This is a genomic window from Cognatundibacterium griseum, from assembly GCF_014284195.1.
In the GTDB taxonomy this organism is placed as follows: domain Bacteria; phylum Pseudomonadota; class Gammaproteobacteria; order Burkholderiales; family Burkholderiaceae_D; genus Undibacterium; species Undibacterium griseum.
Window position 1 is genome coordinate 346,440 of sequence record NZ_JACOGC010000001.1, and the last position, 12,352, is coordinate 358,791.

Sequence of the window (12,352 nt, forward strand, 5' to 3'; positions counted from 1 at the left end):
GATTGTCGGCGGCTGCATCCGGAATTGAAATGACAGTTTGTTTATTTTTACAAATCTATACAAATCATTGATGGAGGATTTTTATATACTCCTCCCCAGTATATTTTTACGTCCTTTATATTCAAGGATGTTGTGACGTAAATATCAGATACTCCCCTTGATGATGATTTTTTTAATCGGCTAAGCAATTTTTTCGTACAACACGAATCAGCGGCACGGTCATGTGTAATCTGCGACAGACAGTCCAACATTGCCGCCAGTGGGGGAGGTTCATGCTAGTATGAAATATCGCGGTGCGGGTGGCAGCGTTGGGTAAAAGGCAGCGTCTGACCAGTGTCGTATTTATTTCATGGGGCAAAGGTTTGCTATGGCTCAGTCAGTGTTCATCAGTTCCACGCCATTTGATCTGGCGCTGCATCGTAAAACAATCATGGATATGCTGTCGCAGCCGCAATCCGGCCTGCCGCCGCTGAGCGTGACCATGGCTCTGCCGGAAACGGCGCTGGATGAACGTCTGCGGCTGGTGCGCAATGCGATGGTGTATGTCGTCGTGCTGGGCATGGTGCGCGGCAACACCGAAACCGCCGGCACCCGCTCGCTGGTGCAGCTGGAGTTTGAGGAAGCCCAGCAGTACAGCGTACCGACCCTGATCTATCTGATGGATGAAGACGAGCATCTGGTCTTGCCCAAGCACGTTGATACCGGTGCTGCCGCACAGCAGCTGGCCGACTGGAAAGCGGCTCTGAGCCAGAAGCAGCATGTCCGCTTTTTTCATTCCGCTGCTGATCTGGCGGCGCGTCTGCAGAATGATCTGCACCTGTTGCTGAAACCGGTGCTGACCGAAACCGCTCCTGCGCCATCTGCCACACCTGCCGCTCCGGCCAGCCAGGCTGCAACATCTGCTGCACCCGCACCCGCTGCATCTGCCCCGGCGTCGGGCATGAAGGCCCGGCGCTATACCCTGACGCCGCCGCGTTTTGCCTTTTTCAAGGAAAAAGTCAGCCCATTGCTGGAGCAGAAAGAAACACCGGTCAGTGACACCGTATTGCAGGAAGCACTGGAATTTATTTTGGCAGGAAACAGTATGGCTGCCGCATCCGGGCTGAACCGCGGCAGCACGCTTGGTCTGGAAGATGCAATTGAGCTGGTGCGCAAGATGGAGCTGGTCATTATCGATACAGTTCAGCGGCATCAGGTGAAAAAATAAACATCGGTCCGGCGCAGATTGCAGTTTCTTGCGCAGTCAGACCGGACAGCATGCAGCATCGCAACAGTTCTTAAAGACGCAACAGACAGACGATATGGGTATACAAATCAGTGAACCGGCACGCAAAGAAGCCGTGACTTCGGTACAGCGCTATTTTCGTGAACATTTTCCTGAACCGCTGGGCAATCTGGAAGCCGATGCGCTGCTGGCTTTTTTCCTGCAGGAGATCGGGCCGGTGGTCTATAACCAGGCCGTTGCCGATGTGCAGGAACGTCTGCAGGCCCGGGTGATGGAAGTCGATATCGAAGTGCACGAAGCTGAATTCACCTATTGGCGGCAACATGACAGCAAACGTAAAAAAGCCTGACACCGGAAGGCGTACCGGGCTGGCGGCCTCACTGCGACTGATGTTGCTGGCGCTGCCGGTATGGATGACGTCGCCCTTGCCGGTGCAGGCGGCGGGCAATGGCGCGCAGGTACCGTCGATCGCTGATCTTTTTGACGAAGACGGCGTGCAGATGATGTATCCCTCGGCGGCAGGGTCGCAGTTCCGGCTCGGCGCACGTGATCCGGCGCAGACGGCCGGATTTGAAATCGAACGCCACACCGCGGTGCGCGCAGGGAAAGAAGGCGGTCTGCCATTCTGGAATCTGCCGTCGTTTGCGCTGAACTATGCCAGCGGCGGTGCCGGTCTCAGCAGCCGCCTGCATGTGTATGCTTCGGCAGCCAGACAGCGTTATAGCTGGAAAACGCAGCACGGTTTTCTGGCCAGCCCGGCAGATTTCACCAATCAGGAAATGACGATTTACCTGCGGGTGCATCAGATCAGCGATCCTGCCAGAGCGCAGATTTCCCTCAAAATCCGCGGCGGCAGACACAGCGACAAAACGCCGGATGCCGCTTCCTGCGTGATGCTGACCCTGTCGCCGTCCGCACATGGCAGCGTGGCGCGCTTCGGCAAGGAATTGCAGCATCCGCTGTATGACTATGTGAAGCTGCGAGCGCTGAGTCAGGCAACGCTGCGGGAAAATGTCTGGATTGGCCTCAAGCTGGTCAGCTGGAACGATCTGCACGATGCCACGCGCGTGCTGCACCGGCTGTATCTCGACACCGACCCGTTTCAGGCCGATAGCGGCGTGCCGAACAATAACTGGCAGCTCTACAGCGAATACACCGATATCGCCGGCGTCAGCACCGGCCGTTACCGGACGCTGGTGAACTGGGGCGGTAATGTCGCCACGTTCCGCATGGACGGTTTTCACGACGTCGATTTTGCCTACCCGTCGGTACGCGAGATTGTGGTGCCGCAATAAGAGACCGCGGCAGGGCGGGTATACTGCCGGGTTTATGTCTGCTGAAAGTATTGAGTCATGTCTAAGATTCCCGCCTGCCCGCAATGCGGCATGGAAAACACCTATCCTGATGGCAGCCAGTTTGTGTGCGCCGATTGCGGCCACGAATGGTCTGCGCTGGCTGCTGCCAGCAGTGAGGACAATGCAGCGCGCATTGTCCGTGATGCCAATGGCAATCTGCTGTCCGATGGTGATGCCGTGGTGCTGGTCAAAGACCTGAAGGTCAAAGGTTCCTCCACCACCCTGAAACAGGGCACCAAGATCAAGAGCATCCGTATTGTCGATGGCGACCATGAGGTTGATTGCAAAATGGATGGCGGCAGCTTCATGCTGAAAGCCTGTTATCTGAAAAAAGCCTGAATATCTGAAAAAGGCCTGAATATCTGAAAAAGGCCTGAATATCTGGGTAGCGCCGGTTTCGGAAAACTTTGCCGTGTAAGCTTGTTCCGCAACAGTTTCCGGTATCGGAATGGTCAGGTTGCCGCATGGCCGGCAGCACGGGTCTGCGGCGCTCTGCGATGAAGAAATTCCTGCAGCGCCTGTTGCACTTCCCGGATCACACCGGCCCAGTCACCATCCTGCCGTTGCCGGAAAATGCGGACCGTGGGATACCAAGGCGATTCCTGCCCGCTGGCCAGCCAGCGCCAGTCCTGCCGGTAATAAGGCAGCAACAGAAAGGCGGGTTTGCCCAGTGCGCCTGCCAGATGCAATACCGCGCTGTCGATGCTGATGACCAGATCGAGCTGGCTGATCAGGGCGGCGGTATCGGCAAAATCATGCAATTCCTGATCTGCACAGAACAGCGGTGTGGCCTGCCAGTCGCGGGCCTGCTGCGCGGCAGGGCCTTTTTGCAGACTGACCCATTGCACGCCGGATTGCTGCAACAGGCTGTGCAGGGAACTGAGTCCGGGCAATGACCGGTCCTGATCGGTTTCAAATTGCGGGTTACCCTGCCATGCGATTCCGATGCGGCATGGCTGCTGGCCGAGCCGGACATGCCAGTGGGCAGCGGCTTGCGGCGTGGCCGACAAATAGGGAACCTGCGCCGGAATCGTGGCGCGCCGGGTGCCGCAGAGATGCGGCAGACTGAAGATGGGCACCCAGACATCCCAAAGCTCGTCCGGCAGGGTTTCATCATAGCCATAGACGGCATCCGCATCCGGTAAGGTCTGCAGCAGGCGCTTCAGCGGCGGATGACACAGCAGGCCAGTCTGCGCCACGCCGAGTTGCTTCAGCTGCCGGGCGTAGCGGCAGAATTGCAGCATGTCGCCGAAACCGCATTCAAACACGATCAAAATCCGCTTGCCGTGCAGAGACTCGCCCTGCCAGCGCGCAAAGGGCAGGGTTTTGGCCAGCGCGTCCTGCGAAGTGCGTGCTTCAAGCCGTTGCCAGCCTTCCTGCCAGCGTTCCTGACGCAGCAGCAGGTAGCTCAGGTTAAAGCTGGCGGTGCGGTAATCGGGCATCAGGCTGAGCGCTGTGCGGTAGGCGTCTTCAGCTTCTGTTTCGCGCCGCAGTCCCGCCAGCAGTACACCCAGATTCGACCAGCCGGCCGCGCTGCCCGGCACCTGTTGCAGCAAATCGCGGTAGATGTTTTCTGCCGCCGCAAATGCCTTGCACCGGGTCAGCAGTGCGCCGGCATTGATGTAAATCTGTTGTTGGCTGGGATGAGCCTGTGGGTCGGCGTGTTGCAGCGCCTGATGGTAATACTGGCTGGCGGCAGAAAAATCCTGTTGCTGTTCTTTCGCATACGCCAGATTGGCCAGTACTTCGGGGCAGACCGGGTCATACGCGAGTGCCTGCTGATAGCACTGGGCCGCAGCGGCATAATCCTGCGCGGCGAGATGTTGGTTGCCGAGGGTGAATAAGGCGTCAGGCGTTGGAGCAGCAGTGGCTGGCATGATGTCGGGCGGTCTCATGGGGAGCGGGAAATTGTACCGCCGTAACGCCTGCTGTGTCTTGTCCCTGTGATGTGCAACCGCGCAGGATGCCGTGCCGGCGCACCGCTTTGCTGTTCTGCTTGATTCTGCTTAATACACATCACGCCGGTAACGGCCCGTCTGCATCAGGGTGTCGAGCAGCGTTTCGCCCAGTATCGAGAGCAATGCCGCATGGACGCCGGCAGCCATGCCGTGCAGACTGCCGCACACCAGAATGGTCGCGCCCCGTTCCGCCCAGCGTTTTACTTCCGCAGCTTGCTCCTGCAGGGCGTGCTGCACATAACGCCGCTGTGCCTGATCGCGGGAAAAACACAAATCCAGGCGACTCAGCGTACCCTGCCGCAGCCACTCTTCCACTTCCATCTGAAAAAAATAATCGTGCGCACGCTGGCGCTCACCAAAGACCAGCCAGTGATCCGCCAGCCCTGCCGCAGCGCGCGCTTTCAGGTGTGCCCGCAGTCCGGCAATGCCGGTGCCGTTGCCGATCATCAGCAACGGGCCGGGTGACAGTGGCGTATGAAACGAGGGATTGCTGCGCACCCGCAAGGCAACGGCCTGCCCCGGCTGCACCTGTTCGGTCAGCCAGCCTGAGCCTGTGCCCAGACGACCATCCGGGCGCCGCATCTGGCGTACCACCAGTTCCAGCCCGCCGTCAGACGGCAGGGAAGCGATCGAATATTCGCGGCTGGGTAAATCCTGCGCAGTGCTGGTGACGCCTGAGCCAGGCAGTTCGCCAGGGCCGATTTCTGCAATGTCTCCGGCCTGCCAGCTGCTGCCCGCTGGTGGCATCAGACACAGATGAAACACAGGCTGGCCCAGACTGCCGGGGTTGAGCAGATGTCTGTCATGCAGTATCCATGCGCCGTAGGCTGGCGTGCTCCAGTCCGCCAGCCCGCTGTAGCCGCTGATGTGGCCCAGATGATGCTGCCAGTGCCGCAGTGCGGCTTCGTCGCCGTTATCGACCTGGACCAGATCAAACAGCGCTTGCGCCTGCTGATGCGCCAGCCAGTGCCGGAGCTGGTGTCCGAAAGCGCAGTAGCGGGTGTAATGACGGTCGCCCAGCGCCAGCACTGCATAGTGCAGATGGGATAAATCCCGGTGCTGCGGCAGTATGCGGCGGCAGAACAGGCTGGCCTGATCGGGGGCATCGCCTTCACCGGTGGTGCTGACCACAAACAGGATTTTGCCGTATTGCGTCAGGGTTTCCGCGGACAGCTGATTCAGCGTGCACAGTGCTACCGCTAATCCGGCCTGCTGCAGACTGGCGGCGGTCTGGTGCGCCAGCTGCTGCGCATAGCCGGTCTGGCTGGCGTAGGCGATCAGCACAGTGTCTGCTGCAGGCTGCCCAGTTGTGATGCTGGTCGCTTGCAGCAGACGCTGCTTTTCCTGATGCCGCTGCCAGTAACTGAGGCAGAAGATCAGATATGTCGCGCCGATCAGCAGGCAGCACAGCCAGGCCGGACAGGCGCCGGGGCCGGAACCCAGCCGGGTCAGGCTGACAATGCTGGCAATGGCGCCTGCGGCGCTCAGCAGGCGCAGACGGTGGGCGGTGAGGGCGGCATGCAGTGGTGAAGTCATCAAAGTCTTGGGAATAACGGTAGTCAGGCAATCGTCTGTGGCAGGTGCATTCCGGATGCGCCTATTCGAGCATGGCGGCCAGCGCCGCGCTCATGCTTTCCCGAAACAGGTCCGCAGCGTTGTCGCTTGCGCCGGCGACGGGGCAGCGTTCGGTAAATAAGGCTGCAATCCGGTGTGCATCGGCATAGTCTCTGGCTGCCTCGATCCCCATGACGGTGAATGCGGTGGCCAGCGCATCGGCCGTCATGCAGTCGGGATGGATCACGGAGACTGCCGCCAGCGTGTTCTGTACCGGATAACCGGTGCGCGGGTCGATGGTATGGGAATAGCGCCGGCCATCCTGTTCAAAATACTGGCGGTAATCGCCGGAGGTGGCCACCGACAGGCCGTGCAGCGCCAGCAGATGACTGCGTTTGTTGCCGGATGCGGCTGATTCCGCGGGCGATTCCAGCCTTACCCACCACGGAGAAAAATCCGGTTTCATGCCTTTACCGCGCAGCTCGCCGCCGACTTCGACGAGATAACTCGGCACACCTTGCTGATCCAGATAGCGTGCCAGCAGATCGACCGCATAGCCCTTGGCGATGGCGCACAGGTCGAGCCGGATGCCGCCAGCCTGCCATGCTTCGCGGCTGGCGCGGCGCAGCGTCAGATCACGCCAGCCGTGACCGGTCATCGTGTTTCCGATGGCTGCCGCATCCGGCACGCTGTCCCTGCGCGGCGCGGGGCCGAAACCCCATAAATCCACCAGCCTGCCCGCTGCCGGGTCAAAGCTGCCGCGGCTTTGCCGGGCGATATACAGTGCATAATCCAGCACTTCAAACAATGCGTCAGGCAGACGTTGCCAGCTTCCTGCTGCTGCCCGGTTGAACCGGCACAGATCCGACTCCGGCTCCCAGGTGCTCATCTGCATCACGACCTGATCCAGTAATGCCTGCAGGCCGGCCTGCCAGGCAGCCAGCTGTTCCGGATCACTTGCATACAGCTGCACCTGCCAGGTCGTGCCCATGCTGTGACCGGCACAACGCAACAGCCGTGCCGCTGCCGGCAGTTGCGCTGGCGGCGCGGCCTGCAGCGGGATGAACACATGCGGCATCGACAGCTCCGGCGCTTATTGCGGCAGCACTTCCAGCGTCAGCGCCAGGCTGGCGATGCGGCTGCTGGCTGGCGGCGTCACGCCTTGCTCCGTTTTCACTTCTGCTTCCAGCCAGTACAGGCCGGGTTGCGCCCAGGTCACGCTGAACAGGCCTTCTGCGTTGCTGACGACGGTCTGCTCATTGAGCGTCTGACGATAGCGGATGCCGCCCTGAATGATGTGTACCGTCACATTCGCCGCTGGCCTGCCGTCGATCAGCAGATGAAAGCTGGCCGGTTCACCGGCCACGAGGTCATTCGGATGGGTGACAGGGCTGAGCTCCAGTCCTTTGCCGCTGATCTTCAGCGCCTGGCCGCCCGGTTTGCCATTCGTGACAAAGGTTTCGATCCGGCTGCTTCTCTCCGCGACCTGCAGTTCGGTGGCATGGGCCGGTATTTCCTTGCTCAGGCTGGCCGCATTGCCGCGCCAGCGTTTCAGCGTGCCATTGTCCTTGTAACTGGCTGACAGGCCTTCGTTGAGGATTTCAATTTTGTAGCTGCCGGCCTGCTTCAGCGGCAGGTCAAACACGCTGCGGAAACGGCCGGTGCCGGCATTTTCGGGCGCCACCCGGCTGCCGTCAGGGGCGGTGACCTGCAGATTGTCGAGTTTCAGCGGCATGTGATCGAATTCAAACACATTGCTGGCGGCGGCTGCATCCAGCGTGACCCATGGCGCATTGCCGGACAGGACGGTGGATGAGGGTACCAGGAAAGTACGGTGCGCTTCAGCACTGAAACTGATGCCGGCCAGCAGGCTCAGCGCGGCCAGACGGCGCAGTGCAGGGCGGGAAAAACGGTGCATATCGATTCCTTTCACTTGACGGTCACGGTGATCTGACCCAGTTCGGTGTTGCCCTGTGCCTTGGCATTGATCTCATTTTTGGCCTGCCACTGGAACGGCACTTTGACGACTTCCCGTCCGCCGCCTTCACGGGCAGCTTCCACCAGCAACTGGTAGTCGCCGGCCGGTAGTTTTGCCAGCACGCCTTTGTCGCCGCTGAAGACCAGACTGTGTTCGCCGGTGGTGCGGGTCGCACCGCTGATGCCATCGACCGGCATCTGCAATTCGCGACCGCTGCGGCGCCACCACTGGCGCAGGTCTTTCAGCCATTTGCTGCCTTCGTTATCGCGTTTTTTCAGGTCGTACCAGACCGCCAGATTGCCGGCAAAAGTCTGGTCCGGCTTTTCAATCCAGATGGCGACATAGGGTTTGTGATATTCCGCCACATTCAGGCGCGGCACTTCCACCCGGACAGTGAGATCGGCCGCCAGCGTGTTCATTGCCGCTGTGCCAAGCAGGCCGGAGATGGCAAACGGGAGCAGGTTGCGCATAATGTAAAACCTCGTGATAAATAAAAATGAACAGATAAAACCGGAAAAAAGATCCATGCCCGGCGGCAGACAGCCGCGCCGTCCAGCCGCCGCATCATCAGTGCATGAAGATCACGATCAGCAATACCGGCAGCACCACGCCGTAGCCCAACAGCGGCCAGGTGGCAGACCGGCTGGCTGCATGCATTTTCAGTAGTAGCAAGCCAGTGACGCAGAAAATCAGGCAACCGGCGGCAAACGCATCGATAAACCAGTTCCATACGCTGCCGGTATTGCGGCCTTTGTGCAGGTCGTTCAGATAAGCAATCCAGCCGCGGTCGGTCAGTTCATATTCCAGCGCGCCGCTGTCGAGTTCAATTCTGAGCCAGGCATCGCCACCAGGGCGGGGCAGCGCCAGATAGGCTTCTTCCGGCGACCATTCCGGCGCCTGTTTTGTGGTGTCGATACCGAGCTCCTGAATCAGCCAGTCGCGCACCGTGTCGGGCAGCACCGCCGCATCGTCATTGCGTGCAACGATCACCTGATCCAGCAATGCTGACGGCAGCTTGCCGGTCTTGCTGCTGATTGCCGGATGCGCCTCAATCTGGGCAGCATGGTTCAGCGTGATACCGGTTGCGGCAAACAGCATCATCGCCACCAGACACATGGCAGCGCTGATCCAGTGCCACTGGTGCAGATGGCGCAGCCAGAATGCGCGCCGCTGCTGGCTGGCATGGGAGAGCTGTTGCGGTGCATTCATAATGAATGTTTTAAATGATAATGATTCTCAATTATATACGATGGGGTCGCGGTGAAAAGAATTTTTCTGCCGGTTTTCCGTGGTAACGCCCGGTTTCCGGTTAGGATTTGCGCTGGCGCAGCATGGCTCACTGCCCTGTGCATGTTAAGATTTTAAGTATTCTTTCCTTAGGACTTACGCAAAACCGCCCCAGCGGCGTTATGGCTCCTAGCCGTACTATTCGTACTGTCTTCGTCGCCATGCCTTGCCGGAGCAACTTTGCGTAAGTCCTATCCTATTTTTATTTAAAAAAAAACGGATATTATGAATGTTGTGATTCTCGCTGCCGGCATGGGCAAACGCATGCAATCTTCGCTGCCGAAAGTATTGCACCCGCTTGCCGGAAAAGCATTGCTGCAGCATGTGATCGATACTGCGCGCAGCCTGCAGGCGCATTCGATTTGCGTGATTTACGGTCATGGCGGCGATCAGGTGTTGTCGGCAGTGGCTGCGGAAGACCTGAAATTTGCGCGTCAGGAGCCGCAGCTCGGTACAGGCCATGCGGTGGCGCAGGCGATTCCGGTTCTGGATGATGCGGTGCCGACGCTGGTGCTGTACGGCGATGTGCCGCTGACCACAACGGCCAGCCTGCAACGCCTGATGGATGCGGCAGGCCGGGACAAGCTGGCGATCCTGACGGCAGTCATGGATGACCCGACCGGGCTGGGCCGCATCGTGCGTGACAACGGCCAGATCGTCCGGATTGTGGAACAGAAAGATGCCAGCGAGGCAGAGCGGGAGATCCGCGAAATCAATACCGGCATCATGATCGTGCCGACCCCGCAGCTTAAGCAGTGGCTGGGGCAATTATCGAACAACAATGCGCAGGGCGAATATTATCTGACCGATATCGTCGCCAGTGCCGTCGCAGCCGGCGTGCCGGTGGTGTCGGCGCAGCCCGGTGCGATCTGGGAAACGCTGGGTGTGAACAGCAAAGTCCAGCTGGCGGAACTGGAGCGCATTCATCAGGGTAATATTGCACGCCAGTTGCTGGAGCAGGGTGTGACGCTGATGGACCCGGCGCGTATCGATGTGCGCGGCAAGCTGGTATGCGGACGGGATGTGACGATTGATGTCGGCTGCGTGTTTGAAGGCACTGTCACGCTGGCAGACGGCGTCAGCATCGGCGCGCACAGCGTGCTGCGCAATGCGCATATTGACGCCGGTGCCAGCATTAAGCCATTTTGCCACATTGAAGATGCCACCGTCGGCGCGCAGGCCCAGATCGGCCCATACGCAAGACTGCGCCCCGGCACCACACTGGCCGAAGACGTGCATATCGGGAATTTCGTCGAAGTCAAAAACAGCCAGATTGCCGCCCATAGCAAGGCCAATCATCTGGCGTATATTGGCGACGCCACGGTCGGCAGCCGCGTTAATATCGGTGCCGGCACCATCACCTGTAATTACGATGGCGCCAATAAATTCCGTACCGTGATTGAAGACGATGCGTTTATCGGCAGCGACACCCAGCTGGTGGCGCCGGTACGGGTCGGCAAGGGTGCGACGCTGGGCGCGGGCACCACGCTGACGAAGGACGCGCCGGAAGGCAAACTGACGGTCTCCCGTGCGCGGCAGGTCACGATCGACAACTGGCAACGCCCGGTCAAACTCAAAAAATAATGAATAATACGCGGCGGCCGTACGCCCGGTACGCCGGGCATTGTTCCGCAAATCGGCCTGTACATTCTGTTGTGCAGGCCGGTTTTTTATTTTACGGGATGTCGCTGCCTGCGGCGTTTATCCATTGCAGGTCCTCCGCACTGTTTTGCCAGACACAATTCAAAATGCAGCGTTTTCCTGTTGACGTTATGACTATTGCTGTGGGCGTCTGCGCAAACTAATTTCACCATTCCGTCAGCACGGAAAACGGATGCGCCCATGTATACTCGGCGGCAAAGGAGTCTGTATGAAATCTGGAACCGTTTTATCTTCCCGCCAGCAAAAAACCGGGATGTTGCTGCGCGGCGCGCGTGACACGCTGCCGATGCTGGTCGGCGCTGCGCCGTTCGGCATGATCTTTGGCGCGCTGGTCGCGACCAGTCCGATGCTGCCGTGGCACGGGCAACTGATGTCGCTGACGGTATATGCCGGCTCCAGCCAGTTTATTGCCGCCGGTCTGGTCGCCAGCCATACCGGTATGCTGGTGATCTGGCTCACCACGCTGATCGTGAATCTGCGCCATATGCTGTATGCCGCCACCCTGCTGCCGCATGTAGCGCACCTGTCAGCGCGCTGGCGCTGGCTGCTCGGATTTTTACTGACCGATGAAACCTTTGCGGTCGTCGCCGGTTACCATCAGCGCGCCTTGTCAGCGGATGAACAACGCTATGCGCACTGGTATTTTCTGGGTTCGGGGCTGGCGATGTACGGTAACTGGCAGATCTGGACGCTGGTGGGCCTGCTGTTCGGCACCTTATTTCCGCAATTGCAGAATATGGGTCTGGACTACGCGATGGTGGCGACTTTTCTTGCCATTGTCGTGCCGCAACTGTCGCGCATACCGCAACTGGCAGCGGCGCTGGCAGCGGGCAGTTTTGCCTATCTGTTGCAGGGCATGCCTTACAAGCTGGGCTTGATGGCGGCGGTGCTGATCGGCGTCCTGACCGGCATGGCCTTGTCGAAGCGCGGCGCGCAAGACGACCAAGAGGAGCGCGCAGCATGAATTACGCACTGATGATTGGCGGCATGGCAGTGGTGACTGTGCTGGTGAAGGCGCTCTTTTTTATTCTCGGGGACCGGATTGTGTTTCCGCGCTGGCTCAGTCTGGCGCTGAGTTTCGTGCCGGTCACGGTGCTGACGGCAATCATCACGCCGATGATCCTGGCGCCGCATGACAAGGGCCTGGAACTCAATACCCATAATCCGCAGTTACTGGCATCGCTGGTGACGATCGTGGTCTGTGTGCTGAGCCGCCGCCAGATGCTGACGATTGTGGCAGGTCTGCTGAGTTTTTTCTTTTTCCAGTGGCAGCTGGCGCACTGACAAACTGAAGTATTTAAAATATTGAAACGTATCCAAAGATTTTCCGGTG

General features: G+C 59.2%; 13 protein-coding genes. 7 read left to right on the forward strand and 6 right to left on the reverse strand.

Annotated elements, in window-relative coordinates; translation table 11 throughout:
- The first annotated feature begins 367 nt into the window (after positions 1-367).
- The 4 genes from H8K27_RS01430 (at position 368) to H8K27_RS01445 (ending at position 2,919) form a co-directional block, all read left to right on the forward strand.
- Positions 368-1,207, forward strand: coding sequence for a DUF4062 domain-containing protein (locus tag H8K27_RS01430; RefSeq protein WP_186861455.1), 840 nt, complete (start codon positions 368-370; stop codon positions 1,205-1,207).
- Positions 1,208-1,301: 94 nt separating this feature from the next.
- A complete protein-coding gene (locus H8K27_RS01435) occupies positions 1,302-1,574 on the forward strand; it encodes a DUF2164 domain-containing protein (RefSeq protein ID WP_186861456.1) in 273 nt (90 codons plus the stop codon).
- Positions 1,549-2,520, forward strand: a complete 972-nt coding sequence (locus H8K27_RS01440; protein WP_186861457.1) for a hypothetical protein — start codon at positions 1,549-1,551, stop codon at positions 2,518-2,520. The genes H8K27_RS01435 and H8K27_RS01440 overlap by 26 nt, the downstream gene beginning before the upstream one ends.
- Positions 2,521-2,577: 57 nt before the next feature.
- Positions 2,578-2,919 carry a zinc ribbon domain-containing protein YjdM gene (locus tag H8K27_RS01445; RefSeq protein WP_186861458.1) on the forward strand — a complete coding sequence of 114 codons (342 nt, stop codon included), beginning with the start codon at positions 2,578-2,580 and terminating at the stop codon, positions 2,917-2,919.
- Between the two features lie 113 nt (positions 2,920-3,032).
- On the opposite strand, the gene H8K27_RS01450 is transcribed toward H8K27_RS01445, so the two are convergent.
- From H8K27_RS01450 to H8K27_RS01475, 6 genes are all read right to left on the reverse strand, one after another.
- A complete protein-coding gene (locus tag H8K27_RS01450; protein ID WP_230418810.1) occupies positions 3,033-4,457 on the reverse strand; it encodes a tetratricopeptide repeat protein in 1,425 nt (474 codons plus the stop codon).
- 129 nt (positions 4,458-4,586) lie between these two features.
- Positions 4,587-6,074: a sulfite reductase subunit alpha gene (locus tag H8K27_RS01455; protein WP_186861460.1), complete on the reverse strand. Its 1,488-nt coding sequence runs from the start codon at positions 6,072-6,074 to the stop codon at positions 4,587-4,589.
- 61 nt (positions 6,075-6,135) lie between these two features.
- Entirely contained in the window at positions 6,136-7,170 is a 1,035-nt protein-coding gene (locus tag H8K27_RS01460) for an FAD:protein FMN transferase (RefSeq protein WP_186861461.1), read from the reverse strand.
- 15 nt (positions 7,171-7,185) lie between these two features.
- Positions 7,186-8,010, reverse strand: a complete 825-nt coding sequence (locus H8K27_RS01465) for a DUF4198 domain-containing protein (protein ID WP_186861462.1) — start codon at positions 8,008-8,010, stop codon at positions 7,186-7,188.
- Between the two features lie 11 nt (positions 8,011-8,021).
- Positions 8,022-8,540 carry a DUF2271 domain-containing protein gene (locus H8K27_RS01470; RefSeq protein ID WP_186861463.1) on the reverse strand — a complete coding sequence of 173 codons (519 nt, stop codon included), beginning with the start codon at positions 8,538-8,540 and terminating at the stop codon, positions 8,022-8,024.
- Positions 8,541-8,637: 97 nt separating this feature from the next.
- Positions 8,638-9,279, reverse strand: coding sequence for a PepSY-associated TM helix domain-containing protein (locus H8K27_RS01475; RefSeq protein ID WP_186861464.1), 642 nt, complete (start codon positions 9,277-9,279; stop codon positions 8,638-8,640).
- A 303-nt stretch (positions 9,280-9,582) separates the two neighbouring features.
- Between H8K27_RS01475 and glmU the strand changes: the two genes are divergently transcribed.
- From glmU to H8K27_RS01490, 3 genes are all read left to right on the forward strand, one after another.
- Complete coding sequence (gene glmU, locus H8K27_RS01480; protein WP_186861465.1) at positions 9,583-10,941, forward strand: bifunctional UDP-N-acetylglucosamine diphosphorylase/glucosamine-1-phosphate N-acetyltransferase GlmU; 1,359 nt, start codon at positions 9,583-9,585, stop codon at positions 10,939-10,941.
- 286 nt (positions 10,942-11,227) lie between these two features.
- Positions 11,228-11,983, forward strand: coding sequence for an AzlC family ABC transporter permease (locus H8K27_RS01485; RefSeq protein ID WP_186861466.1), 756 nt, complete (start codon positions 11,228-11,230; stop codon positions 11,981-11,983).
- The gene (locus H8K27_RS01490; protein ID WP_186861467.1) at positions 11,980-12,303 is read left to right on the forward strand and encodes an AzlD domain-containing protein; all 324 of its coding nucleotides are present in this window, start codon (positions 11,980-11,982) and stop codon (positions 12,301-12,303) included. The genes H8K27_RS01485 and H8K27_RS01490 overlap by 4 nt, the downstream gene beginning before the upstream one ends.
- The last annotated feature ends 49 nt before the right edge of the window (positions 12,304-12,352 follow it).

Coding starts and splice junctions, on each gene's coding strand:
- H8K27_RS01430 (WP_186861455.1), top strand. CDS start 368: ATGGCTCAGTCAGTGTTCATCAGTTCCACGCCATTTGATCTGGCGCTG.
- H8K27_RS01435 (WP_186861456.1), top strand. CDS start 1,302: ATGGGTATACAAATCAGTGAACCGGCACGCAAAGAAGCCGTGACTTCG.
- H8K27_RS01440 (WP_186861457.1), top strand. CDS start 1,549: ATGACAGCAAACGTAAAAAAGCCTGACACCGGAAGGCGTACCGGGCTG.
- H8K27_RS01445 (WP_186861458.1), top strand. CDS start 2,578: ATGTCTAAGATTCCCGCCTGCCCGCAATGCGGCATGGAAAACACCTAT.
- H8K27_RS01450 (WP_230418810.1), bottom strand. CDS start 4,457: ATGCCAGCCACTGCTGCTCCAACGCCTGACGCCTTATTCACCCTCGGC.
- H8K27_RS01455 (WP_186861460.1), bottom strand. CDS start 6,074: ATGACTTCACCACTGCATGCCGCCCTCACCGCCCACCGTCTGCGCCTG.
- H8K27_RS01460 (WP_186861461.1), bottom strand. CDS start 7,170: ATGCCGCATGTGTTCATCCCGCTGCAGGCCGCGCCGCCAGCGCAACTG.
- H8K27_RS01465 (WP_186861462.1), bottom strand. CDS start 8,010: ATGCACCGTTTTTCCCGCCCTGCACTGCGCCGTCTGGCCGCGCTGAGC.
- H8K27_RS01470 (WP_186861463.1), bottom strand. CDS start 8,540: ATGCGCAACCTGCTCCCGTTTGCCATCTCCGGCCTGCTTGGCACAGCG.
- H8K27_RS01475 (WP_186861464.1), bottom strand. CDS start 9,279: ATGAATGCACCGCAACAGCTCTCCCATGCCAGCCAGCAGCGGCGCGCA.
- glmU (WP_186861465.1), top strand. CDS start 9,583: ATGAATGTTGTGATTCTCGCTGCCGGCATGGGCAAACGCATGCAATCT.
- H8K27_RS01485 (WP_186861466.1), top strand. CDS start 11,228: ATGAAATCTGGAACCGTTTTATCTTCCCGCCAGCAAAAAACCGGGATG.
- H8K27_RS01490 (WP_186861467.1), top strand. CDS start 11,980: ATGAATTACGCACTGATGATTGGCGGCATGGCAGTGGTGACTGTGCTG.